The 22,447-nt window shown below is 61.6% G+C and carries 22 protein-coding genes; 17 read left to right on the top strand and 5 right to left on the bottom strand.

What is annotated here, in order from left to right; translation table 11 throughout:
- Positions 1-103 precede the first annotated feature (103 nt).
- From B6S01_RS17370 to B6S01_RS17395, 7 genes are all read left to right on the top strand, one after another.
- On the top strand, positions 104-1,690 hold the full coding sequence (locus B6S01_RS17370; protein WP_280513310.1) for a recombinase family protein: 1,587 nt from the start codon (positions 104-106) through the stop codon (positions 1,688-1,690).
- Entirely contained in the window at positions 1,690-2,589 is a 900-nt protein-coding gene (locus B6S01_RS17375; protein ID WP_037462790.1) for a plasmid partitioning protein RepB C-terminal domain-containing protein, read from the top strand. Before B6S01_RS17370 ends, B6S01_RS17375 begins: the two co-directional genes overlap by 1 nt.
- Positions 2,582-3,538: a plasmid partitioning protein RepB C-terminal domain-containing protein gene (locus B6S01_RS17380; protein WP_037462812.1), complete on the top strand. Its 957-nt coding sequence runs from the start codon at positions 2,582-2,584 to the stop codon at positions 3,536-3,538. Before B6S01_RS17375 ends, B6S01_RS17380 begins: the two co-directional genes overlap by 8 nt.
- Positions 3,539-3,569: 31 nt before the next feature.
- Entirely contained in the window at positions 3,570-3,767 is a 198-nt protein-coding gene (locus B6S01_RS21170; RefSeq protein WP_156103315.1) for a hypothetical protein, read from the top strand.
- Between the two features lie 272 nt (positions 3,768-4,039).
- Positions 4,040-4,981, top strand: coding sequence for a DUF2493 domain-containing protein (locus B6S01_RS17385; protein WP_020820493.1), 942 nt, complete (start codon positions 4,040-4,042; stop codon positions 4,979-4,981).
- Positions 4,982-5,091: 110 nt separating this feature from the next.
- Positions 5,092-5,727: a hypothetical protein gene (locus tag B6S01_RS17390; RefSeq protein ID WP_037462788.1), complete on the top strand. Its 636-nt coding sequence runs from the start codon at positions 5,092-5,094 to the stop codon at positions 5,725-5,727.
- A 434-nt stretch (positions 5,728-6,161) separates the two neighbouring features.
- Positions 6,162-6,569, top strand: a complete 408-nt coding sequence (locus B6S01_RS17395) for a single-stranded DNA-binding protein (protein WP_037462787.1) — start codon at positions 6,162-6,164, stop codon at positions 6,567-6,569.
- 75 nt (positions 6,570-6,644) lie between these two features.
- On the opposite strand, the gene B6S01_RS17400 is transcribed toward B6S01_RS17395, so the two are convergent.
- Positions 6,645-7,079, bottom strand: a complete 435-nt coding sequence (locus tag B6S01_RS17400) for a thermonuclease family protein (RefSeq protein WP_037462810.1) — start codon at positions 7,077-7,079, stop codon at positions 6,645-6,647.
- A 305-nt stretch (positions 7,080-7,384) separates the two neighbouring features.
- Between B6S01_RS17400 and B6S01_RS17405 the strand changes: the two genes are divergently transcribed.
- The 3 genes from B6S01_RS17405 (at position 7,385) to B6S01_RS17415 (ending at position 10,592) form a co-directional block, all read left to right on the top strand.
- Positions 7,385-7,549, top strand: a complete 165-nt coding sequence (locus B6S01_RS17405; RefSeq protein WP_007682673.1) for a hypothetical protein — start codon at positions 7,385-7,387, stop codon at positions 7,547-7,549.
- Between the two features lie 93 nt (positions 7,550-7,642).
- Positions 7,643-8,164: a hypothetical protein gene (locus tag B6S01_RS17410; RefSeq protein ID WP_037462784.1), complete on the top strand. Its 522-nt coding sequence runs from the start codon at positions 7,643-7,645 to the stop codon at positions 8,162-8,164.
- Positions 8,165-8,336: 172 nt separating this feature from the next.
- On the top strand, positions 8,337-10,592 hold the full coding sequence (locus B6S01_RS17415) for an AAA family ATPase (RefSeq protein WP_037462783.1): 2,256 nt from the start codon (positions 8,337-8,339) through the stop codon (positions 10,590-10,592).
- Positions 10,593-10,631: 39 nt separating this feature from the next.
- On the opposite strand, the gene B6S01_RS17420 is transcribed toward B6S01_RS17415, so the two are convergent.
- Both B6S01_RS17420 and B6S01_RS17425 read right to left on the bottom strand, forming a co-directional pair.
- Positions 10,632-11,951: an McrC family protein gene (locus tag B6S01_RS17420; protein ID WP_037462781.1), complete on the bottom strand. Its 1,320-nt coding sequence runs from the start codon at positions 11,949-11,951 to the stop codon at positions 10,632-10,634.
- Positions 11,951-15,187, bottom strand: a complete 3,237-nt coding sequence (locus B6S01_RS17425) for an AAA family ATPase (protein WP_197053196.1) — start codon at positions 15,185-15,187, stop codon at positions 11,951-11,953. Before B6S01_RS17425 ends, B6S01_RS17420 begins: the two co-directional genes overlap by 1 nt.
- Before the next feature lie 485 nt (positions 15,188-15,672).
- Between B6S01_RS17425 and B6S01_RS17430 the strand changes: the two genes are divergently transcribed.
- The 6 genes from B6S01_RS17430 to B6S01_RS17450 all read left to right on the top strand — a co-directional run bounded on the left by B6S01_RS17430 (position 15,673) and on the right by B6S01_RS17450 (position 20,021).
- Positions 15,673-16,065 carry a DUF3768 domain-containing protein gene (locus B6S01_RS17430; RefSeq protein WP_037462779.1) on the top strand — a complete coding sequence of 131 codons (393 nt, stop codon included), beginning with the start codon at positions 15,673-15,675 and terminating at the stop codon, positions 16,063-16,065.
- A 182-nt stretch (positions 16,066-16,247) separates the two neighbouring features.
- On the top strand, positions 16,248-16,424 hold the full coding sequence (locus B6S01_RS21430; protein ID WP_020820482.1) for a hypothetical protein: 177 nt from the start codon (positions 16,248-16,250) through the stop codon (positions 16,422-16,424).
- Between the two features lie 13 nt (positions 16,425-16,437).
- Positions 16,438-17,202, top strand: coding sequence for a ParA family protein (locus tag B6S01_RS17435; protein ID WP_037462807.1), 765 nt, complete (start codon positions 16,438-16,440; stop codon positions 17,200-17,202).
- Entirely contained in the window at positions 17,202-18,134 is a 933-nt protein-coding gene (locus B6S01_RS17440; protein WP_037462778.1) for a ParB/RepB/Spo0J family partition protein, read from the top strand. Before B6S01_RS17435 ends, B6S01_RS17440 begins: the two co-directional genes overlap by 1 nt.
- Before the next feature lie 251 nt (positions 18,135-18,385).
- A complete protein-coding gene (locus B6S01_RS17445) occupies positions 18,386-18,922 on the top strand; it encodes a plasmid mobilization protein (protein ID WP_037462777.1) in 537 nt (178 codons plus the stop codon).
- Positions 18,915-20,021: a relaxase/mobilization nuclease domain-containing protein gene (locus tag B6S01_RS17450; protein ID WP_037462775.1), complete on the top strand. Its 1,107-nt coding sequence runs from the start codon at positions 18,915-18,917 to the stop codon at positions 20,019-20,021. Before B6S01_RS17445 ends, B6S01_RS17450 begins: the two co-directional genes overlap by 8 nt.
- A gap of 141 nt (positions 20,022-20,162) precedes the next feature.
- Here the strand turns inward: B6S01_RS17450 and B6S01_RS17455 are convergent, their stop codons facing one another.
- Both B6S01_RS17455 and B6S01_RS17460 read right to left on the bottom strand, forming a co-directional pair.
- The gene (locus B6S01_RS17455) at positions 20,163-21,086 is read right to left on the bottom strand and encodes a nucleotidyl transferase AbiEii/AbiGii toxin family protein (protein WP_037462773.1); all 924 of its coding nucleotides are present in this window, start codon (positions 21,084-21,086) and stop codon (positions 20,163-20,165) included.
- Positions 21,083-21,937, bottom strand: coding sequence for a type IV toxin-antitoxin system AbiEi family antitoxin domain-containing protein (locus B6S01_RS17460; RefSeq protein ID WP_037462771.1), 855 nt, complete (start codon positions 21,935-21,937; stop codon positions 21,083-21,085). Before B6S01_RS17460 ends, B6S01_RS17455 begins: the two co-directional genes overlap by 4 nt.
- Positions 21,938-22,090: 153 nt before the next feature.
- Here B6S01_RS17460 and B6S01_RS17465 point away from each other — a divergent pair, with 153 nt between their 5' ends.
- Positions 22,091-22,294: a hypothetical protein gene (locus B6S01_RS17465; protein ID WP_037462769.1), complete on the top strand. Its 204-nt coding sequence runs from the start codon at positions 22,091-22,093 to the stop codon at positions 22,292-22,294.
- Positions 22,295-22,447: the final 153 nt, after the last annotated feature.

The following is a 22,447-nucleotide window of genomic DNA, read 5'->3' on the forward strand; positions in this document are numbered from 1 at the left end:
CTCCCGTTCCTTTCGCAGCTACACTGCTGATGAGAACGTAGAGGCGAGCAGTCGTGGGTTTCGTGCGGCAGCGGATGGTCGCCCTGGCTGCTGCAGCAAACCCATGGAGAGGCGAGCCTTGGAGGACTGGCGCACTCAAGACGGCACCGACCATGACCCGGCATCGCCGATCGTGCGCGCCGCCGAATATGTTCGCATGTCCACCGATCACCAGAAATACTCGACGGAGAACCAGGCCGAGGCGATCCGTCACTATGCCGCCGCCCACGGTATCGAGATCGTCCGGACCTATGCCGATGCTGGCAAAAGCGGCCTCAAGATCGATGGCAGGGACGCCCTCAAGCAACTGATCGACGACGTTCAGACGGGTGTTGCCGATTATACAATGGTGCTCGTCTATGACGTCAGCCGGTGGGGCCGATTCCAGGACGCCGATGAAAGCGCCTACTATGAATATATCTGCAAACGCTCAGGGATATCCGTCGAATATTGCACCGAGCAGTTCGAGAATGACGGCAGTCCGGTGTCGACGATCGTCAAGGGCGTCAAACGCGCCATGGCCGGAGAATATAGCCGCGAATTGTCGGTCAAGGTGTTCGCCGGGCAGGGACGCCTCATAGAAAAGGGCTTTCGCCAGGGCGGGCCTGCTGGATTTGGGCTTCGGCGCACCCTCGTCGATGAGCGCGGCGAAACAAAAGGGATTCTGACGCGCGGAGAGCATAAGAGCATTCAGACCGACCGCGTGATCCTCACGCCTGGCCCGCCCGAAGAAGTCGCCATTGTTCGGGATATCTATCACGCCTTCGTGCATGAGGGGCGCAGCGAACAGGACATCGCCGACGATCTCAACCGCCGCCATATTCCGACCGATCTTGATCGTCCCTGGACCCGGGGGACTGTCCACCAGGTGCTGATCAACGAGAAATATGCCGGTGACAATGTGTGGAACCGGCAATCCTTCAAGCTGAAGAAGAAGCGCGTCCGCAACGACCCGGAAATGTGGATCCGGGCGGCCGGCGCATTCGATGCCATCGTCGAGCGTGACCTCTTCGAAGCCGCCAAGGCGATCATCGGCGCTCGTTCGTTCCGATTGTCGGACACCGAGATGCTGAGCGCGCTGAAGGTTCTTTTGGTCAGCCGGGGCCTTCTGTCGGGGATCATCATCGACGAATGCGAGGGCATGCCCTCGAGCAGTGCCTACAGCTCCCGGTTTGGAAGCCTGCTGCGCGCCTATGATCTGGTCGGATATACGCCGGATCGAGACTATCGATATGTCGCGATCAATCAGGCCTTGCGCAAACTCCACCCGGAGATCCTCGGCCAAGTGCTCGATGGCCTGCGCGACATGGGCAGCGAGGTCGTTCAGGACGTCCAGACCGACCGCGTGATCGTCAACGAGGAATTCAGCCTCTCGGTTGTCATCGTCCGTTGCAACCCCACGCCCACCGGGTTGCTGCGCTGGAAGATCCGCTTCGACACGTCGCGGATGCCCGACATCACCATCGTCGTGCGCATGGATACCGCCAACCGTGCCGCCTTCGACTATTATCTGTTTCCGCGTCTCGACCTTGTCGCCGACCGCCTGCGTCTTGCCGAAGACAATGGCCTTAGCCTTGACGCCTACCGCTTCGATACCCTCGACCTGCTGTATGAAATTGCCGCACCGGTCGCCATTGCGGAGGCAGCCTGATGTCCGCCACACGCCCACAGCAGATCGAGCTCATCCCGATCGCGCGGATTACCGTCCTTAATCCGCGCGCCCGAAACAAACGGCAGCACCGGGAGATCGTGAACAATATCGAGACCATTGGTCTCAAACGTCCGATCACGGTGAGCCGCCATGATGGCCCGAGTGGCCCGCGCTATGATCTGGTCTGCGGAGAGGGCCGCCTCGAAGCCTTCCAAATGCTCGGCCAGTCGGAAATTCCTGCGGTGGTGATCGAAGCCAGCGAGAACGAATGTCTCGTGATGAGCCTGGTCGAGAATATTGCGCGCCGGCTGCAGCGCCCGATCGACGTGATGCGCGAGGTCGGTGCCTTGCGCAATCGCGGATATAGCGAGGCGGAAATCGGACGGAAAATCGGCGTCGCCAGCTCCTGGGTCAGCATGGTCGTTTCACTGCTGGAGCGCGGCGAGGAGCGGCTCGTCGCCGCGGTCGAAACCGGCCTCATTCCGATCAGCCTCGCCATGGAGATATCCCGCGCTGAAACCGAGGAGGCGCAAAGTCTCCTGCTCGAGGCCTATGAAACCGGCAAGCTGCGCGGCAAGAAGCTGGCAGCTGTGCGCCGCCTTCTTGATTTGCGCATGCGCGGCCGCAATAGGTCCCTGTCCCAGGGGCGGTTGGGCCGGAAAAACGCCAACCGTAAGCTGACTGCCAACGACCTCATGCAGGTCTACCAGCGAGAGGCTGAAAAACAGCGCCTTCTCGTCAAGAAATCCGATTTTACCCAGACCCGGCTGCTGTTCATCGTGGAGGCCATGAAGGACCTCCTCTCCGATGAGGGGTTTGTGACATTGCTGCGCGCCGAGGGTCTCGAGACGATGCCGCGCGCGCTCGCCCTCCGGATCGCAGGAGATGACGATGACTGACTGGGCATCGGATGGCGGCGGCATGGACGAAACGGGCACCGACAATCGCGTGAGCCTCGGCTTCGAGCGCGAGACCGTAACCGTGCCGATCGATGCTATCGTCGCGCTGAAGTCATTGCGGGAAGGTGTGCGCGAAAGCCGGAAATTCGCGCAGATCGTGAGTTCGATCAAGGCGATAGGCCTTGTCGAGGCGCCCGCCGTCGTCCCCGACACGCAGCATCCCGGGAAATATTTCCTGCTCGACGGCCATCTGCGCATCGAGGCCCTCAAGCAGCTTGAAGTGCAAAGCGTCGATTGCCTGATCGCGACGGATGACGAGACCTATACCTACAACAAAAGGGTCAACCGCCTGCCGCCGGTGCAGGAACACAGAATGATCGTCCGTGCCATTGAGCGCGGGGTCGCCTCGGCCATGATCGCCGATGCGCTCGGCCTTGAGGTGCAGTCGATTCGGCGGCGCTTCCGCTTGCTCGACGGCATCACCCCGGAAGCCGCCGATATGCTGAAGGACACCAATTGCTCGATGAAGGTGTTCGATATCTTGCGGCGCATGTCAGCGGTGCGCCAGATCGAGGCGGCGGACCTGATGATCGGCCAGAATAACTTCACTCTCATGTTCGCGCGCGCGCTCCTGGCCGCGACGCCGGATGAGCAGCTTGTCGCCCAACGCAAATCGACAAGGCCCGATGCCTCTGGTCCGACGAGCCAGCAGATCGCGCGCATGGAACGCGAGCTTGCCGCCCTGCAGACCCAGGTCAAGTCGGTCGAGGATAGTTACGGGATCGACAATCTCCACCTGACCGTGGCGCGCGGCTATATCGCCAAGCTGCTCGGCAACGCACGGGTTGCGCGGTGGCTTTCCAATCATCGCCAGGAATATCTCGGTGAATTTCAGCGGATCGCCGAGATCGAGGCGATCGGCACAATGCCGGCTCAGGTGGAAGGATGATGGGGACCCGGACCCGATAAGCGCGGGGACCATGGGAGACGCCGCACGATGGGGCGGATCGAGCATGGCGGTGGGAATGGCGGCGATCCCGCAGGAAGCCCACCAGGCCGGCCGTCATATGGACCGGCCGCGTGCGGTGATTGAGCCGCATGTTGGAGACGGGCGTGCCGACGACGGATCGGCCCGGCACGCCCGCCCCATCTGCATGAGCGAGCGCGGCACTGCATAATCGCCGCTTCGGCCAGTAAGCGCCTGCTCTTCCCGTTGAGACCTTGGCCCCTCGCCAGAGGATGCGCATGCTTGGGCCATCGCGCTGGCGGCCGCAACCCGGGGCCAATCCGGCCGTGTTGGCGCTTGCGCGCCTGCCCGCACCACCCGGCATTGTCCCGGGTTTCCCTTGGGCTTTGCCCGGCGGTGCTGCCGCCGCTTCCTTCGATGGCCCGGAGGCTGCGCATCCGGCGGATGGTCCGCCGGCCCCAAGTGGAACGAAAGGCAAAGCTTATGACCAGCACTCTCTCGGCGATACTCTCCGCCCTCGAACTCGGTCATCTTGATCACACTGGCGACCTGCGCACCCTAGAAGCGCCGCCCCCCGCCGAAGCCATGGAACAAACCGTCAGCGCAGTCTGGAGCGACCTTTTCGCACTTTTCCCCTTTAGTGCGCTCGAGCGCGACATCGAGGATCTGGGCTGGGGCCTGGTCAATCTCTTCCACCGCGCAGCCGCCAAGAAGCACCAGATGATCGACCGGCTGACGGACGAGATTCGGCTTCTGCTCGCCGAGCAGGATGGCTCGGAAGTCGCGACCGCCGATCTTGAGGACAAGATCGATCTCGCCCGCAAGATCGAGCAGTCCGCCGAGGCCTATGAGACCATGCGCGACACGGCAGCCCGCCATTATCTCCATGAGACGGGCCGTTCCTGGGTGCCGGCGTCGGGCAATCGCATTTCGCTCGGCACGACCGCGGCGATCGTCGATGGACGGTCCTATCTCCAGGCGCGGCGAGAACGGGTGCGCGATGCCAATATGGTCCATGGCACGCCCGTGATCTTCGCCGGCGGGCGGCTGCGTTTCGCCAGCGACGACGAGGCCAAGCAATTCGCAGATAATCTGCTGCGAACCCTCAATGCCGTCCGCGAGCGGGTGGGCGACATGTATCTCGTCCATGGCGGTGACATGAAAGGCATCGAGCGCCTGGCCGCGTCCTGGGCCGAGCAGAACGGTATCCAGCAGCTGCGGTTCGGGCTCGATCGCAAGCTCGGCGATCGCGCCGGGTTCCGCCGCAATGAGCAGATGCTTTCGGTCAAGCCGCGCTACGTCATCGCCTTTCAAGGCAATGGTGTCACCGAAAGGCTGGTGATCGAGGCCAAGGCGCGCGGCATCCACGTCGTTGATCGCCGCGGACCGCTGGGCACACCGCCAGCGTCGCGACCCTGCGGCTGATCCGCCGCGCCGGCCGCTTCGGCGGCCGGCTTTCCCCGTTTCGAAATGCTGCGAATGCCGGAGGGGAGGAGGGCAGGGCGGGTGCGTCCCGTTTCCCGGAGGTTTGCATCATGTTCATGCCCGATCACCCCACGGCGCGCTCGCTCCTGGCGTTTCGCGCGGCGCATGGCCGCCGCTGGAAAGCGAAGCTGCTATTCTTGTGGTCGACCGGCCGCGACGTCGAAGAGGCTGATGGCGCGTGCCTGCGCCAGTTGCGCAACCAGGCCGGCCCGGCGTGGCTTGGGCAGCTATCGCCACGCCGCTGGCGCGCGATCGAAAGATTGGCGGAGCCTGGAGATCGGCAAACGGCCTCGATCTTCCTTGATCGCGCGCGCGATTTTCACGAAAGGGCACGCCTCGGTGCTACCGTTGCCTTTGCCCCGGGGCTGCACCTGCTGGCGATATCCTGCGAGCTGGGGCTCAAAGCCTATCTCATGAGCCGGGGCTGGTCGCACGATGAGGTCGCGCGCGATATTCGTCACGACCTCCTCGTCGCCTTCGACGAAGCGCGGCGGCTTGGCCTCCCGTCCCCGGGCCGTGTTCTTGTCGATTTGCTTGCAAGCCTCGGTCCCGCCTATGCTGCGCATCGCATCGACGCGCTGGTGGCGGATGGTTATGTTTGCGATTTCGCGGCGGTGCTGCGCGCGATGGGCTCGCTCCTCGATGCCGTGGCGGCCGGACTGAGCCTGCCGATGCCGGCGCCGTAACTGCGCCTTCTTGCCCGTCCCCTAGCATGAGCATGCCATGGTTTGGGGTCCACCGGACGGCGGCGCGGGACATGGTCCGTTTCGCCGCGCGGTTTGAGACGGCGGGCGGGGCAAAGTCGAGCTTGAGGTTCGCCAAGGCGTTGGGCCGGCGTGGCTCTATAGGTCGGGGATGCCTGTGATCACCATGGAGGGGTTCCTGGCACGGCCAAGCGACGAACCGTCCTTCTCCTCATCTGACCCCTAAGTCGGCCGTCCGGCCCATCCAACCCGCGATCCTTCGGGCCGAGTTGCCGTGTGTCACGGCTGCCCGCACCACCCCTTGTCCCGGGGTTTCCCGGCGCTGCGCCTGCCGGTGGATGATCCGTCCTGTCCGCCTTGGCCGGGGATCAGTCGAAGGGACGGTCCCTTGGACCCAGTTCGAAGGAACTCCAGTTATGCAGAATCTCGTCATCCTCGCCGGCAATGTCGGCGCCACGCCCGAAGCCCGCACCACTCAGGGCGGCACCCGTATCACGCATTTCAGCCTCGCCACCTCGCGCCCGAAGCGCGACAGCAACGGCAAGATCCTCCGCGACGATAAAAACCGCCGGCTCGAGGATACCGAATGGCACCGGATCACCTGCTTCAACGGGGTCGGCAAGACGGTCGAGCAGTATGTCGACAAAGGCATGAAGGTCATGGTCCGTGGCCGCATTCACTACACCCGCTGGACCGACAACGAGAATATCGAGCGCTATGGCGTCGAGATCATCGCCGACGAAGTGACCTTCCTTACCCGCGCCAAGGCGAACGACAATGCAGGCGGCGGCCACGAGCCCGAGGATGATGAAATCCCATTCTGAAATCGGTTCCCTCAGGCCCGGCGGCCTCGCCGCCGGGCCTCCTTTCCTGCTCATGCGGGAAAGGAGGCAAGCGGATCAGCGGGATCGGCATCGCCCTTGGGCATAGCGATCCCAGCGCAGCACGGTGCCGGTGCGGATCATGGCGCAGCTCAGGTCGCCGATAGAGGGCGCGGCGCACCAGGCGCCGGTCCTGTTGCCGCGCGCATTGCCGGTTGAAAGGCAGCGCATGGTGTGACCATCGACCAGAATGTGGCCCGTGCTGGTGTGCCCCTGAGCGCCGCCGAGCAGATTGACAAGGGCGTCACGGGCGGCGAGGGCGCTCGCCTTGGGGCAGGGCTGACCTGGCCGGCAACTCCCGTCCATCTCTCGGGCAGCAATTCCGGCGAGACGGACATGCATGCCTTCACGGCACCAGATCGGCCCATCTCCATCCCAGACGCGCGTCGGTGTGCAGGTGAAGACCTGGCCATCGGGAATGACGGTGGCGGCAAGCAGGAGTGCGAACAGCATCGCGGCGACGCTAGCCCAGCGGCGCGTGCTTGTCATGGGTATGCCATCGTCGGATCGGCGGGCGGGCGTGAACGCACGGGCAAAAGTCGGCGGGATCATGGGGGCCTGGCCGGCGGGTCCACCCGCTCTCAATCAGGCGCAATCCTTGGTCCGACCAGCGGCCTATTGCGATCAACCCGCAAGGGGTCCGGTCGCTGCGCTACGGCTTTTTGGGCTGCGCCAAAAGAGTGATCGCGGCCGCTGGCCGGACACGTCGGGCGCCAGTCGAGCGGGACGGACCCGCCGGCGCGCAAAGGAGCCCCGACATGTTCACCGACATCGCAACCGCTCGTCGTCACGCCTTCAGTCTCTCGCGCAGCCTCATGGTGGTCACCTTCGTGATCGCGATCGGGCAGCAATATGGGGTCATCACCGCGGAGGATGCGGACGGCAGCGTCGCCTTGGTGGCCGAATATGATCCATTCGCCTGATGGCTCCTCCGGGAGCCTACGGCTCCCGGCTTTGCCATGGAGGGCGCGTCGTTGATTCAACGAAAATAAAGACAGCAGCGCTAGGCATTTGGCATGGATGAAGGTGCGCCAATCGAAATTGCCAACGATGATCCCTTGTGGAACCAGGCGATCCAAGATGTGAACGCGTGGCGCGGGGCGTGTTTGCAGCATTTCTCGGCGGCTGAAGCGGCCGTCACCGAAACGCTGCTCCTACTCAAGGCCATTCCGGGTAGAGGGGAGACAGTACGGCTGCGGCATTTGATCGGTCAGCGGTTCGATGACCTCAGCAAGCTTATCGAGGCAGAAGGCGCTTTCGCTCAAGAAGGCAAGGCGGCCGCCAAGGCCCTTTCGGATCTCCGCACACTTGAGGGCCTACGGTCGTTTCTTGCCCATGGTCAGGCCAAGATCGCGCTCGAGCGAACCGGAAAATGGATCGTGATCTTGCGCCATGTCTCGATCCGCGGGCAGCAGGCTGAACGCCTGATGCTGCTTTTCGAGCAAGCCGAAGCCGAAGAAAGGCTCGCCGATCTGAAGCGCAAAAGCCAGAAGCTGTGCTCTGTTCTCGGCAATTTCCGGCGAATCGTGAAGAGCTGAACGGGCGGCTCCGGCGATGCCGGACCGGGCTCTAGGCTTCGCCCTGAGCCTTGGATTTCCAAGTCTCAGCCCATTCGGGTTACGATCCCTGCCGTGACCGGTGCGCTATTTTAGCAGTGAAGCTCTCTTCCTCGGGCTGCGGCTGTGATACGTTACGAGTAGAGGGGGAAGAATGCTTACTCAAATCAAGAAGATTAAGGGCTTAGGCGTTTTTGGCGACTACGCGGCGGCCGCCGATTTTCCGGCCTTTGGCCGCTACAACGTAGTCTATGGCGAGAATGGCTCTGGCAAGACAACCCTCTCGCGCCTGCTTGCCTGCCTGGAGGTGGGGGAGCATCCGGATCACCCCGATCTTGAGTTCACAGTTGAATCGCAGTCCGGGCAGCTCACGAAGGGGGTGAAGTACGGCCGCCGTGTCCGTGTCTTCAACAGCGACTTTGTCGAAGCGAACATCGGTCGTTTCGACGGGCCGCTTCGGCACATTCTCATTCTCGGGGAAGAGAACAAAACCATTGCTGAGGAGCTGAAAGCCGAAATCGCCATTCGCGACGATCGGGTAAAGCGTGTCCAGGCCAATGAGGCTGCCGCAGCCAAGCTTGTGAATGACAAGGGCAAGCTGTTTTCCGCCATCGCCAAGACCATTGGTGAGGCCACCAGCGGGTCAACCCTTCGCAGCTATCGTAAGCCCGACGCCGAGACCGCCTACGCCAAGCTTGGGGATGAGAGGGTTCTATCCGATGACGAATACGAGGTTCACCGCGGCACGGTTCGTCAGGAGCAAATGCCCGAGTTAAACCCGCTCACCATCCCGCGCGGTCCCGAACGACCGGGGCAGGCGCCCATCAGCGCCTTGCAGGCTGCCGCTGGCGCCGCGGATCGTGCCAAGGCACTGACGATGCGTTCGGCGCAGTCAGCCGTTATCACCCGTCTTGCGGAAAACCCCGATATAGCCCTGTGGGCCGAACAAGGCGTTGGCATCCATGCCAAACATGCAACCGGTCGCTGCGAATTCTGCGACCAGCTCATGCCCGCTGACCGCCTCAAGGCACTTTCCGACCATTTCAGTGTCGAAGACCAAAGGCTGAAGGAAGAAATCGAGACGGAGCGCCTCAGCCTCCGCGCCATCATCGATGCGCTTGGCAGGACGGCGCTACCCGATCGTCTGATGTTCTATTCCGAACTTCGAGCAGATTGCGACGCGGCGCAGGCGTCGGTTGAAGCTGAGCTCGCGACCCTTCAACTGGACCTCGAGAAGCTCGATGGGACCCTGGCCGAAAAGCTGACCTTGCGGACCACGGCCTATGAGCCGGAAATCGCCAGTGATACTACACAGCTGACCGCAGCGCTTGGCGTGATCAAGGCGCTCATCGCGCGTCATAATGACAAAACGGCAGGCTTCGAGAGAGAGAAGCGGGCGGCCCGCGACGCCATTGAGGCGCATCATCTTCTTTCCATCAAGGCCGATGTCGAAGAATTAACCGACAAGGCTGCAAAGCTGAATGCCGAAATCGAGCTGTGGCAAAACGGCGGTGAGGATCTTGAGGAGAAACGCGGGATCGAGGCTCTGTCTCAGTCAATTCGAGAGAAGCAGGCCAAGGTTTCAAGTGCGCATGCGGGCGGCGTGGGTCTGACCGACCTTCTCAAACAGTTCCTTGGTAGGACGGAGCTACGCTTTGAGTCCGGCGATGAGGGCTATCGCGTCCTGCGGCGCGGCAAGCCGGCCAAGCGCCTAAGCGAGGGCGAAAAGACGGCCGTCGCCTTCATCTATTTCCTCGTACAGCTCAAGGATCAGGATTTTAACATTGGCGAAGGAATAGTCGTCATCGACGATCCGATTTCCAGCCTTGATGCTTCGGCGATCTATCAGGCCTTCGCATTCCTCAAGAATGAGACCCAGCGCGCGAAACAACTATTCATCCTGACTCATAATTTTGAATTCCTGAAATTGGTCATAAACTGGCTGCAGAACGCGCATGGCCAAGAGAATACGAAATCTTATTCTATGGTCCTGTGCGAAGAAACTGAGGAAGGGAGATCTGCGAGGCTAACTCCGCTGGATAGACTCCTGGTCGATCACGCAACCGAGTATCATTATCTCTTCAAGGTTCTCCATACATTCAAATCAGATGGCACGATACTCGGCTGCTATCATGTCCCAAACATTTCCCGTAAAATACTTGAGACGTTTCTCGATTTCCATGTTCCATCGCGTAAATCACTTTATCGGAAAATGGATGACGTGGATTATGACCCGCTCAAGAAGACAGCAATTTATAAATTTGCAAACGACCTGTCGCATCATACAGGAAAGAGTTTCGATCCTGCCCTTGTGGCAGAGGCGCAAAAGAATGCGGAATATTTATTGGATATGATCAAGTCCGTGGCGCCGCTTCACTACGAAGGTCTGAAGAAACTCTCTGAGGCGTAATTTGGTTCTCCGTCCCCCGTCAATCGATGGCATTTTCCATCAGCGTTCTTGGGATGCGCTGACGGCTGCGTCTTCACACAGGAGTAGGCGGCGCAGGCGCGCAAGCATGTCGATGCTGCTCGATACATCGATGGTCGCTGTCTCTAAAAGGGTCGTGTGGCCGGTGATCCGGTGCTGGGCGTGGACCGCCTCTGTCATGCTCAAGCCTGGATGGTGCGGATATAGCAGCGTCAGCCGCGGAGCATGATAAAGCTGCGCATAGGCCATCATCTGATAGATGTCGGCTTGGGAGACCCCCTGCTTGGGATCATCGATTCGTGATGCGATTCTTTTCCATTTTGTGTCGATCACATGCACCACGAAGCCCGAACGACGGATCAGGATGTCCGGTTTGGTCTGGAACAGGCCGCGGCCGCTGTCCTCGGCAGAGAGGCAGAACAACCGCCCGCCCTGCAGAGATACGGTAAACTCTGTTCCGGCAAGTGCGCGTGCGATCAGCCGCCCGACATATTCCTCAAACAAGGTGTTCATTTCGAAGAGGAGGGCGGTCCCCTGACCGGTCCCGCCGGTCGTGGTTTGGTAGCGGCCCCGGAGGAATAGCCGGGCCATGGCGAACAAGTCTCGCCATGGACGATTGGTGCGGTCGATGACTGCTTCATCCCATCGCAATCCCGATACCGGTACATCGGTGATGTCCGCATAGACGAAGGCGAGTTCGCGCAATCGCTGTTGGTTGGCCGGACGACGCGATATGCGGGACACATGGGAAATGGCCGCCTTCATGATGCGGTTAAGCGCTACATCCTCCGACAGAAGATCGAAGCGGCAGGCCAGTCGGGATGGGTTGACCGCATGGCGGGTGAACTGCCGGGTAATGTCGAGCCTACCGCGCAGTGTCGGCAGATCTTCCTCATGCCCGACATAGCGACGGGGCATTCCCTTACGCAGGGCTTCGGTCAGCTTGTCGCAGAAGATACGGATCAAGATTTCAAGCAGCGTTTCGCGCTGCCAGGCAAGATCAGTCACCGCACCAAGGTCGATTTTGAGATCGAGCGCGACAGCCAGCATGTGGATCAGGCGTTTTCGGATCGCCGCATTTTGATGATCGATCGTTTCGCCTGGCGCTACGTCTATCTTGGGTAGAATCTCCAAGCTGCAATCGTGGGTCGCCAGAATTCCTACCACGCCCCGCGCGCGCAAGGCGTGTCGACCGTGGTCGAGCACGCCGCCTCCACCCCGCCCGGCAAATGCAGATTGGGCTGCTAGGCTGGCCAGCCTATCAGCGTGGAGCGGGGGAATCTGGCCCTCGCCGTCGCCATAGGTGAGTTTGTCCCACTCGCGAACGGTGTAGGACGGCATCAGATTTCGAATTCCGAAAAATCGAAGCTTGCCTTCACGCTCCAGCGCAGCTTGTCGCCCCCAAATTCATCTTCAGTAAAGCCCGCCGGCGCGGAAAGCCCTTTTGCCTCAATGAACCGAGCACCCGCCGGGCCGTCGCTTTCGCCGAGCACGGCAGCGACTTTTGACCAGTCCTCATAGAAATACTCGGCCAGAAGCGGGATGACCTTGTGGCGCATGACGTCCTCGACGTCCGCACGTCTGCGGCATCCTGTGAAATAGGCGTGACCGATTTGGTGCTCTCGATCGAAAAGATACTCGATCCGTTCATTGATGGTTCGCATCAGTTTGCACAGATCGATTCCGTCGACATTATTGGCGTCGATTTGCTTTGCCGCCAGCGCTCCGCGAAGCGCTTCGGTGTCTGGCATCAACTCGCGGAACGTGAAGCGGCGGCGCAGCGCGGTGTCGAGCAGCGCGATTGAACGGTCAGCGGTGTTCATAGTGGCGATAATGTGGAGGTTCGACGGTACGCCGAAGCTTGTTCCGGAATAGGGTAGCCGGACCCTTACTTCGTTCTCGCAGCCCAAGCGTTTGTCCACTTCGAGCAACGTAATCAGCTCGCCGAACACCCGCGAGATGTTGGCCCGGTTGATTTCGTCGATGACCAGCACATGTGGCCGTGCGCCGGCGACGGGGCGCTCCGCGTTGGGGCCAATGACGACGGTTTCCAACGCATCCCAATCGATCTCGTCCGGATCCAGTCGATAGGCGGACTGCCGCCGAAAGTTCCGGGGGTAGAAGGCGCTTCGCTCTGCGCCCTCGTCATCGCGCCAGATCCATTTGACGCTGCGACGGTGGGGATGGAAGCTGGCATCAGGATCGAATCGATACTCGCCGGTCACCTGACCGAAGGCGCGATAGCTATCCCGTCCATCGGAAATGATCACATAATCATCGATCTGAAGGCCCGATCGGAACGCGTAGGTCATCTCGATGTTGGGGTCTTTGCCGGAGGCATCGGGATCCTTTTTCTCGTTCCACTCCTTCCGAATTTCTTCGAAATCGTCGAAGCGTTCGTCGGACCAGTCGATATCGCCACCCCAGCCCAGATGGATCAGCGCTCCGTCGAGCCCTTCCTTAATCCGATCCTCTTGATTGCCGCGCTGTCCGAGGGCGATCTTATAAATCGATCTCGAGCGGTCGAGCCGGTGCGTTGGCGCGTCACCCGTGTCAAGCCGCGCTCTTTCGCTGATGAGCTTGAAGACGCCGGCATGCGGCTTGAGGCTGAAGCCGCCTGATGCGCTAACATCCTGCTCCTGGTCACCCTCCAGTTCGGTTCGGGTCGTCGGCCTCAATCCTTCAACGAAATCCTCATAAGAGAAGGACTGGTGAAAGGTGACGAACTCGATCTGCCCTTCGCCAGCGAGGCGGCGATATTCGGCCATCAGGCTATCCCTGTCGTGGCGTAATTGCGCCGCCGCAGCGTCTCCGAGACAGAGCCGCACGGCTTCCCACGCCGTGGCGTAGGTCTTACCGGTTCCGGGCGGTCCATAAAGGATCAGATTAGTGGCGGTGGATGGTCCAGCCATGGGTTCGGACGTCATGGTTTCTTGCCCTTCGTGCGCGACAAGCTGATAAGTGAAGACGGTGGAGCTGCTCGGATTTGGTGTGGTGTGTTTAGGTGCGGGGACGTTGGCACATTGCTGGAACTTCACGCTCCCAAGCGCGCTGCAGATTGCGGGGAACGCATCCTGCAGCCCCATGTCCCGGCTCAGGTCTCCGGCACGGATAGAGATCTCTGGCGCGCCTTTGTCGCGGGCAGGCTCGACATAATAGTTGCGGGCGCATAGTCGGATGCGATCCGCATTGCGGATCAGATGCTCGTACCGCTCGGGTGGGGTGACGGGGGCGTCATCGCTGTCGACGATGATATAGCCCGCATTATGCAACAGGGCTGCGGCATCGTCCTTTTGGCCCCAGCCTCCATTCAACTTGGTCTTGCTGCGCAAGAAGCCGACGATCGGTTTTGTCGGATAGACGCGATTGGGCCGCTCGAGTGTAGATCGGACCCAGTAATCGCGCGGGTCGCCGAAAGCGTCGAATATGGCGCCGTGCTCGCCGGCTTGGCGGTAGCTGTCATACGCGTCCATCGCGGCCTCGATGCCCTCACGGGCAATGGATGCGGCGTCCTGCTCCTTGTAATTATGGGCGACCCAGAGCGCGCCTTGTACATCGATCATGTCGCGTGGCGCGAGGCCGCGCACTTCGAAGGCCTGACGCACTGCCTGCATGAAGCGGAGTTCGTCGCGATAGGTCTTTGCAATCGATGCATGATCTGGAAACCGGCGGCCCAACGCTTCTTGCCAGAAATCCTGGCGCACCGAATGACGGATGTAGATGCCGTCATTTGGCGCCAAATGCAGGTACATGAACTCCGCAATCTGGCGTGCCGGATCAGGCTTGCCCTGCGGAACCGCCTCGACCCAGGCAGCGACAAAGGTCGCTAGTGCATCGGGAAAGCCATCGGGTGAGCCCAAGGCAGCGGTTACAAGAGCACGCAAGGCTGGCCAGAGACGCTCGCGATCCGCGTCGCCTTTGGGGGACATTGGCCAATAAGCACGCCACTGTAACAAATTGCTTTTGACCAGTGCTGTGTGAATCGCGTCGGCGAGCTTTTCATCGGTGCTGGCCTGATCGATCGCTGTTCTGAGCTCGAGCGCGACCTCCAGCTTATAGTTCCGCTCTCCTTCGTCGAAGTCTGGATCGGGGCGATCGAACCGATCGAGCGTCGGAAAGAAATGGCGCAAGCGGTCGATCCAGCGGGTGACGGCCGCCGGATCTAGGACGAGTGCAGAGTTCGGTTGCAACAGGGTGTCAAGCAGCCGATGCAATTGGTCAGCGTCATCGATCCGGACGACAAGGCAGTCGGATTCTCCAAAGGACCAGTCACGGCTGAGAGCGGAATGCCGTCCGCCATCCTTCACCCCCTGTTGATAGGGGCGGGCGTCACAGGCGAAGCCACTGGCTGCCAGAAGCGCCTGCCATTTTGCATGCAGGAAGATGTTCCGCCCCGGATGTTCAATCTCCCAGAGCAGGCGATCTCCTTCGCCAAATTCGAAGGCGAGCATCTTCTTTGTGACGCCTGCACCAGGGCGCAGAGCTGAGCTGCGGATCACATCGAAGAGCGCGCTGCGCAATGGCGCGGTACGCTCTTGTTCATTTTCTTCGAGGCGTGCCTCGAATTCCCCCCACATTCAGATCTCTCCAATTTTTAGCAAGGCTGATTCAGTGCCGAGCCAAAGTTAAATCATCCAAAATCTGGGGCATGCACACGATCCAAACTGCAGCCGTGAGCCCCCGCCCGTTGCCAGGGTGGAGACGTCCGCGTTTCTCATTGCGCTCAAGCCCCCGCGAAATTTTCGAGTCGAACCATTGCTCTTATCAAGGGTTTAGCCATAGCGGGCGAGGGTGACAAATTCTGTCGCTGCCGATGGACCGTTCGGCTCGGCGAGAGTTCAGCGTCTTTCTGCTGGGTGCAATACCGGAAGGAGCAACGCCATCCGGTTCCTTGTCCGTTGTCGGCTTCCTGGTCGGCGCGCGGGGCCGAGCAAGCCCGCATATGCGGGCTTCTCCACTGCGTTGCGACCCTCCGGGTGCACAGCCCCGCTATGACGCCGCCCTTTGGGCGCCTGTCGGAAGGCCCCGATGGGCGGGGCTGATCCAGACCGGAGTCACAGCAATGCCGCAGCCCTACCAACAATCGGCAGACCGAGCCGAGCGGATCGACCGCATCGCCGCGCTGAATGACAGCCTGCGGAGATCTATTTGCAGCCCTGGCCGAAACCGGATCGTCATGACCGCGGGCGTTGCCGCGCTGGTCGGGGATGTGTCCCTCTTCCGCGGATTTCGCAGACGCGCCGAGATCCTGCGCACGGTGCGAAACTATGACAGCTTCAATTCCGACAACGATCCATTGGGCGAGCATGATTTTGGTCGCTTCGAATATGACAGCGCCATTCTCTACTGGAAGATCGATTATTATGATCTCGAGCTTGCCTGGGGCTCACCCGATCCAGCCAATCCCGACGTCACCACTCGGGTTCTAACGATCCTACTCGCCGAAGAATACTGATCGGCACGGCCATCCCCCTGACCGGGGGATGGCCGTGAAAAGTCTGCTTGAGCAGACTGCGCGCAAAGGATGTCTACACGTCGAGCGCGCTCGGGGAGGGGAGGGCGCACCGGAGCGTCGCCCCCGGGCCGGTGCAAAGCTGTGAGCCGACGCGGGATCAGGCCATTTGAGGAGTTACCGCCATGTCCGCCTATTTCGCCGCCCATCCCGATCACGCGATTCTCTTTGCGTTCGGCTGTTTTGCGCTCACCGTCTACCTGTTCCGCTATGTCGGTCCCGGCATTGGCGGTGGCGGCGACTGGTCATCGCGTGACCATTATGAGCGCAATCTGCGCGACGGTCCGGATGACTATTGTTGAGTTGGCCGCGCCGATGAGAACGATCACCGTGAGCCTTCTCAAGGGCGGGGTGGGCAAGACCTTTCTCGCTACGCATCTCGCTTGGTATCTGGCCGAAGCGGCGGGACGCCGGGTCGTGTTCGTCGACCTAGACCCGCAAGGCAGTTCGTCGCGCCGTCTCGCCGGCGAGCGGCCGGGTGGCTTCGCGGCCGATCTCTTCGATCCGTCTGCGGCGTTTGCCGCCGACGGCCAGACCGGACTGACGTTGCTCGCCGCCGATGAGCGTCTGCAGATGATCAAGGCGGCGCAGGATGTGCGTGACTTTCTCGGCCGCTTTCCTGCGCTTGCACCCCATTTCGACCTGTGCGTGATCGATACCGGTCCCAAATGGGACGAGCTGACCCTGAGCGCTCTCGCGGCCGCCGATGCAGTGATCGCGCCTGTCCAGGTTGCCGAAGATTCGGTCGAGTGCGCCAAGATGCTGTTGACCGCGCTGCGCAAGGCCGAGGCGGCGAGGGCGGGGCGCAAGATCGATTTCCTCGGATTGCTGCCCTCAATGGTCAACCCGTTCGACCGGCGCGAGATGGACAATGCCGTCAAGCTCGCCCACGCGGTCGGCGAGCGGCTGATGTTCCCTGCCTTCATCAAGGCGCGACCGACCTACAAGCACGCGGCGGAAAATCATCGGCCGGTCTGGATGGAAGGTGGCAGCGGCGCCAAGGCGGCGGCCGAGGAAATTCGGCCGATCCTCGCCGAGATCGAACGGCGGCTTATTTCAGCGCCAGTGGTCGCCGCCTGATGGGTAAGTTCGACGAACGCATCGAAGAGTTCGGCCTGCTGGTAGGCGTGCATGAAACGGCGCGCCGGGTCGAGGATATTCCTTTGGATCGGGTCATCCCCGACCCCGGCAATCCCCGGCGCAGTTTCGACGATGACGCCTTGGCCGAGCTTGCGGCCTCCATAGCGGCTCGCGGCGTATTGCAGCCGATCACGGTTGCCCCCGCAGACGCCGCCGGCGTGCATCGCATCCGTTTGGGCGAGAGGCGCTTTCGTGCCTCCCAGCTCGCAGGCTGCCTGACGATCCCGGCGATCATCGTGGCCGAGGGGGAGGGAACCCATCTGCTCGCCGATCAGATCGTTGAGAACGATCAGCGTGCGAACCTGTCTTCGGTCGAGCTCGCTCATGCGATTGCCCGTATGCTCAAGGGCGGCATGAGCCAGGTCGAGATCGCCGCTGCGCTGGGCCGCTCAAAGCAGTTCGTCTCGCTCTATGCAGCCTATGGGGACATGCCTGCCTATCTCCGGGAGGTGCTCCCGCGCGCGCCGATCCGGCTGCTCTACGACCTGCATCGCACAGCAAGGGATTATCCTGCGGAAGTCGAGGCCTATGTGGGTGCCTGGGATGAGAAGGGCGCGACATTGGCGGACGGCGCGCGGTTTATTGCCGGGCTGAAGGGTAAGACGGACGTTCCCAGCATCAAGGCAGCGCCGGTGCAGGCCGCGGCGGTGAACGTCGCCCGTCCCGAACCGCGGGCAGGGACTGAGCCAGTTGCGCGACCAGAGGAGCAAACGTCTGAGGCCAGCCTTGCCGTTGAAGTCGATGGCCGTCCCGCGCGTCTTGTCCTTGGCCCGCGTGTTGTCGTGATCTTCGGCGATGGTTCCCGGCAAGAGATCGCGGCCGAACGGCTTTGCGCTGTGTCTGAGGGACGCTCCGGCACCGCGATGCTTTGACCCTCTTCCTCCGCGTTCGCATATCCTATTCGCGTGTATGTAGGCCGCGCCCCTTTCGGGGTGCGGCCTTTTGCGTCGGTTCGAGCTGGGGCGGCGCCGGTGGCGCCGCCCTTCGTGGATCAGGCGTGAGTGATAGGCACATTTTGCCAAATATGGTCGAAGTCTGCTCAAGCAGACTATCAGACGAGTTGAGTAAAGGTGAGGGCCGGATAGGCGTGACGCCGGGGATGTATGACAATAGCCTTTAATGCATGCCCGTCTTCACTTTCCGCCTCGACGATGAAGTCGCCCACCGCTTCGATACTGTGGCGGAGAGCGCCGGTGGCCGCTCGGCTTTGCTGCGGCGCCTTGTCATAAATGCAGTGGACGCGGAGGAGGGCGAGAGGTCGGGGCCGGTCCGCCGGCGGGAGCGAGCAACGCGGCGGTTTGAGATCCGGCTGACCGATGCGGAAATTGCCGCGCTCGATGCCGCGGCCGATGTTTTGGGTATGAAGCGCACCGACTGGGTGACGAGGCTGGTGCGCTGCCGCCTGCATTCGGCGGCACCGCTGCCGCTTGAAGAGCGGGCGGCGGTGGCTCAGGCGTGGCGCGAGCTTAACCGGATCGGCATCAATCTCAATCAGGCAACGCGTGCGCTCAATGCCTCGGTGATGGTGGAATCCGGGCTCGATGTCGCGCGCGAGGCGGCGCGGGTCGCAAGCTTTCGGGCGGAAATCCGGACGGCGCTTGCCGGTCTCGGCACCGCGCTCAAGGGCGATCTTGCCTATTGGGATAGCCTCGATGGTTGAGGAGGAGGGCATCCTGCCGCTGCCCAGCCTTATGGAGGCATGGAGGCCGCCCACCGGCGGTAAGCGGACACTGCGGGGGGCCTATGTCCGCATTGGGCGAGGCGGGCCGGGCGGGGGAGGGCAGGCGCGGCCCGTGCCGCTGAGCCAGGCCGAGGCTCGTGCCAAGCTTGAGCGGATCGTGCGCAAGGCCCCGGAGGTCATGGTCAAGGTTTCGGGCAAGCAATATGGCGCGCACCATCTGTCCGAGCATTTCGGCTATGTCGCGCGGCATGGGAAGCTCGCGGTGCGCTCGAGCGAGGGCGAGATCATCGAGGACCCCAAGCGGCTGAAGGAGATCGCGCGGGACTGGGCGATGCTCGACGAGGCGATGAACGAGCATGGCCGTGACCGGCCGACCTCGCTGTCGCTGGTCCTGTCCATGCCCGGCGGTTCGACCGATCCCGAGACGCTACAGGACGCCGCCCACGCGTTCGCCCGGATCCTGTTCGAGGACAATCACGCCTATATACTGGCGCTCCACACCGACACCGATCATCCGCATGTTCATCTGACGGTGGCCACCGAAGGTGCGGACGGCACCCGGTTCAACCCGCGCAAGGCCCACCTTCATCATATGCGGGAAACATTCGCGCATGAGCTGCGTGCGCGTGGCATCGCGGCCGAGGCGACGCCCAGACGCGCACGCGGTCACGTCCAAAAGCGTGTGCGCTCAGCAGCGCTGCATCTCGATGCTCGGATCGGTCAGGTGGGTCGCCGGCTCAATATGGATGAACTCAACGTGCTGCGCGCCCGGGCCTTTGCGCATGCGCGTGACGAGGAACGGCGGCCGCAAGACGTGATGGCGCTGGTTCGCCAGAAGCAGATACGCGGTGCTTATGCCGAGGCGGCGGTGGCGCTTGCACGCACCGGCGAGGCGGACGATCAAGCGCTTTCCGACGAGATTGCAGGCTTTCTGGCGGCTATGCCGCCGGCGGTTTCTCGACGTCTCGCGCTGGCCCGCGAAATGATAAAGGAGCGGCAAGCGACACAGCTGGCGCGCGAACCGGAGGGCGGAGCCGGTCCCGAGAGGCCTCCGCCCGATCGTGGACGGGAGCGCTGATTCGCAAGACCTTTCTCTCGATTTTTCAGATCGTTTACGCCATATATCCTGCGTATCCCCCGGCGGTCCCTGCGTTGCAAACCGTCGGGGCACTTTTTTGAGGCATCGTCGATGCTGCCGCGGGGCTCCGATTGCCGGTCTTCAGATTGAGTGATCCAGACACTGATTGAGCTGTTCAGCCTGGGCGGCAAACTTGTCAGGGTTTTGTTGGCGAAGGCGCTCAAGATTCATCAGCTTCCAGCGCAACGCCGGTAACTCGGCGATCGCCTCGCCAAGGCCGAGTACGGACCAATCCGGTTCGGTCGCGACAAAGCTTTCGAGAAACCGGCGCGCGGCGGGTTCCGCAGCACGTCGTTGGACGGCTTCGATCAGCGCATCGCGGGCCGTGAGCAGGGTGTCGAGCGGCAAGGGTGTCACGGTCATACCGACAAATTCCTCGTCATACTGCGCGGCAATGTCGAGCTTATGCGGACAGAGCAACTCGTGGACGGGGCGGGGATGGCTGGCGAGATAGATGATGAAGGCCCGGAACAGATCCTCGTCGATGCCTTCATTTTCCAACAGATGATGGATGTCGAAAAGGTCACGTGGATGCTGGCGGTCAAGCGCGGCCGCCATTTTGCCCGCATAGAGGTCGGGCAGGGAGACGATCTGCATTTCGGCGAAACCGAAGCGGTCCTCGACGGCAGCGCTCACGGCCCTGATCTCGGGCGGGAAGACCGTGCCGCGCAGGACCGGGGAAATCTCGACCTTGATGGTGGCTCGCTCGACGTGGACGATCAGCCGCTTACCGTCGCTCAGGAGGTGCCGATCGACCCTGAAACCGAGACGGGTTTCAAGGCGCTGGGCGATGCGTTCGAAGCCATCGCGAGCCGCGGCGAGTGACGCCTCGCGATCGGCGACGGGCAGATAGACAAGGTCGATGTCGACCGAAAGGCGAGGCAGATCGCGCACGAACAGGTTGATGGCTGTGCCGCCTTTCAGCGCGAAATCGCCTTCGGGGGCTATTTCCGGGATCACGCGCATCAGGAGATCGACCTGGTCGAGATAGCGTTCGGCGGTCACGTATCGTCTCCCGGGTGCCCCATAAGCGAAGCCGGGACGGTGATTTGATAGCGCGCATCGAACTTCCCGCCCGGCGCCAGTTGCCGCTTGCCTGTGCCGAGATCGACGGCTTCGCGATCGACATGCTTGAGCCAAGCATGGCCATGGCGTTCGGCATAGAAGAGAAAGAGACGCTTCGCCCGGACACTGCGGCAACTGACGAGCAGATGGGTGACAAGGCGTGGCCGGAGATTGGAGAGGCCCTGGAATGTTTCGTCGGCATGGTCGAAGCCGACCTCGTTCGGTACCTGATCGAGCATCTCGATAGTCGCCCGTTCTTCGCCGGCCATGCGGAGGAAATGATCCCAGGGATTGGTGCGTGACGGCTCGGAAACTGCCGCCCCGAGGCGGCCTGTGCCGAGATCATAGCGTCGCCATTCGACGCCGAGTTTCGAGTCTGCGAAAAGGGCGCGTGTGTGGACGGCGAATGTCGCATTGACCGGTAGCCGGGGCAGCCAGCTGGGCGCTGTCCCCTCGGGATCGTAGAGGTGAACGGTCGCATTCCCGCCGAGGCGCAGATAGTGACTGCGTCCGAGGAGATCGAGCGCGGTGGCGCCGCCGACATAGAAGGTCGAGGGCCGCAGCGATTGCGCTGACAGGATTGCCGCATCCCAGCGGACCGGCAGGGCGGGCGCCGCGCCAGGGCGCCGATAGACCCGCGGCGCCACCCGTTCGAGCCACCCATTCTTTACATAGGCGTGAACCGATGGACGCGATATGCTTTGCGCCTGCAACCATGCGCTATCGACGAGTTGGCCAGGGGCTAGCTCGGCAAGGAGGCGGTTTAGTGGAGGCGGTGTTTGTTCAGTCATAATAAACAAAATCGCAGAATTATAAACTGAGCGCAAGGGCGGGTTTGCAGATTGCGCTTAAAGTTCATTCAACGTGAACATGCAGGGGGATTTGCAAACCCTGTGTGGATGCGCACGAGAGTCGGCCGACGATCCATAGGAGGAAAGTGCAGTATGATCACCGCGAAATACATCCCGTGGGATCCGATTGGCGCGATGCCCGCCGACCGAAGAGATGGCCGCCTCATCCTGCTGTGGGAAGGAGATCGCCCTGTGATTGGCCGATGGGATGACGGGCGCAAGGGGTGGGAAGATCCGGAAGGCATGCACCTTTTCGAGGAGATCACCTATTGGGCGGATATCAATTCACCGGAATGACCGCTGCTTTTCAGATAGTAAGCGATTGATATAAAAAGATAAAATTTGATAATATATCTTATGTTAAATTGCTGGAGTCTGAGCCTCAGTAGTGGGGTGCCCACGTTCGACGGCTGCCAGCTTTCTTGCACGGCCGCGATAACGCAGGGCATT

This window comes from Sphingobium herbicidovorans, from assembly GCF_002080435.1.
GTDB lineage: Bacteria > Pseudomonadota > Alphaproteobacteria > Sphingomonadales > Sphingomonadaceae > Sphingobium > Sphingobium herbicidovorans.

What these genes read in the sequence shown, in the direction of transcription:
- B6S01_RS17395 (WP_037462787.1), top strand. Translation starts at nt 6,162, where the DNA reads ATGCAGAATCTCGTCATCCTCGCCGGCAATGTCGGCGCCACGCCCGAA.
- B6S01_RS21170 (WP_156103315.1), top strand. Translation starts at nt 3,570, where the DNA reads ATGGGAGACGCCGCACGATGGGGCGGATCGAGCATGGCGGTGGGAATG.
- B6S01_RS17410 (WP_037462784.1), top strand. Translation starts at nt 7,643, where the DNA reads ATGGATGAAGGTGCGCCAATCGAAATTGCCAACGATGATCCCTTGTGG.
- B6S01_RS17405 (WP_007682673.1), top strand. Translation starts at nt 7,385, where the DNA reads ATGTTCACCGACATCGCAACCGCTCGTCGTCACGCCTTCAGTCTCTCG.
- B6S01_RS17440 (WP_037462778.1), top strand. Translation starts at nt 17,202, where the DNA reads ATGGGTAAGTTCGACGAACGCATCGAAGAGTTCGGCCTGCTGGTAGGC.
- B6S01_RS17420 (WP_037462781.1), bottom strand. Translation starts at nt 11,951, where the DNA reads ATGCCGTCCTACACCGTTCGCGAGTGGGACAAACTCACCTATGGCGAC.
- B6S01_RS17415 (WP_037462783.1), top strand. Translation starts at nt 8,337, where the DNA reads ATGCTTACTCAAATCAAGAAGATTAAGGGCTTAGGCGTTTTTGGCGAC.
- B6S01_RS17425 (WP_197053196.1), bottom strand. Translation starts at nt 15,187, where the DNA reads ATGTGGGGGGAATTCGAGGCACGCCTCGAAGAAAATGAACAAGAGCGT.
- B6S01_RS17385 (WP_020820493.1), top strand. Translation starts at nt 4,040, where the DNA reads ATGACCAGCACTCTCTCGGCGATACTCTCCGCCCTCGAACTCGGTCAT.
- B6S01_RS17370 (WP_280513310.1), top strand. Translation starts at nt 104, where the DNA reads ATGGAGAGGCGAGCCTTGGAGGACTGGCGCACTCAAGACGGCACCGAC.
- B6S01_RS17465 (WP_037462769.1), top strand. Translation starts at nt 22,091, where the DNA reads ATGATCACCGCGAAATACATCCCGTGGGATCCGATTGGCGCGATGCCC.
- B6S01_RS17380 (WP_037462812.1), top strand. Translation starts at nt 2,582, where the DNA reads ATGACTGACTGGGCATCGGATGGCGGCGGCATGGACGAAACGGGCACC.
- B6S01_RS17450 (WP_037462775.1), top strand. Translation starts at nt 18,915, where the DNA reads ATGGTTGAGGAGGAGGGCATCCTGCCGCTGCCCAGCCTTATGGAGGCA.
- B6S01_RS17460 (WP_037462771.1), bottom strand. Translation starts at nt 21,937, where the DNA reads ATGACTGAACAAACACCGCCTCCACTAAACCGCCTCCTTGCCGAGCTA.
- B6S01_RS17435 (WP_037462807.1), top strand. Translation starts at nt 16,438, where the DNA reads ATGAGAACGATCACCGTGAGCCTTCTCAAGGGCGGGGTGGGCAAGACC.
- B6S01_RS17390 (WP_037462788.1), top strand. Translation starts at nt 5,092, where the DNA reads ATGTTCATGCCCGATCACCCCACGGCGCGCTCGCTCCTGGCGTTTCGC.
- B6S01_RS17430 (WP_037462779.1), top strand. Translation starts at nt 15,673, where the DNA reads ATGCCGCAGCCCTACCAACAATCGGCAGACCGAGCCGAGCGGATCGAC.
- B6S01_RS17400 (WP_037462810.1), bottom strand. Translation starts at nt 7,079, where the DNA reads ATGCTGTTCGCACTCCTGCTTGCCGCCACCGTCATTCCCGATGGCCAG.
- B6S01_RS17445 (WP_037462777.1), top strand. Translation starts at nt 18,386, where the DNA reads ATGCCCGTCTTCACTTTCCGCCTCGACGATGAAGTCGCCCACCGCTTC.
- B6S01_RS21430 (WP_020820482.1), top strand. Translation starts at nt 16,248, where the DNA reads ATGTCCGCCTATTTCGCCGCCCATCCCGATCACGCGATTCTCTTTGCG.
- B6S01_RS17375 (WP_037462790.1), top strand. Translation starts at nt 1,690, where the DNA reads ATGTCCGCCACACGCCCACAGCAGATCGAGCTCATCCCGATCGCGCGG.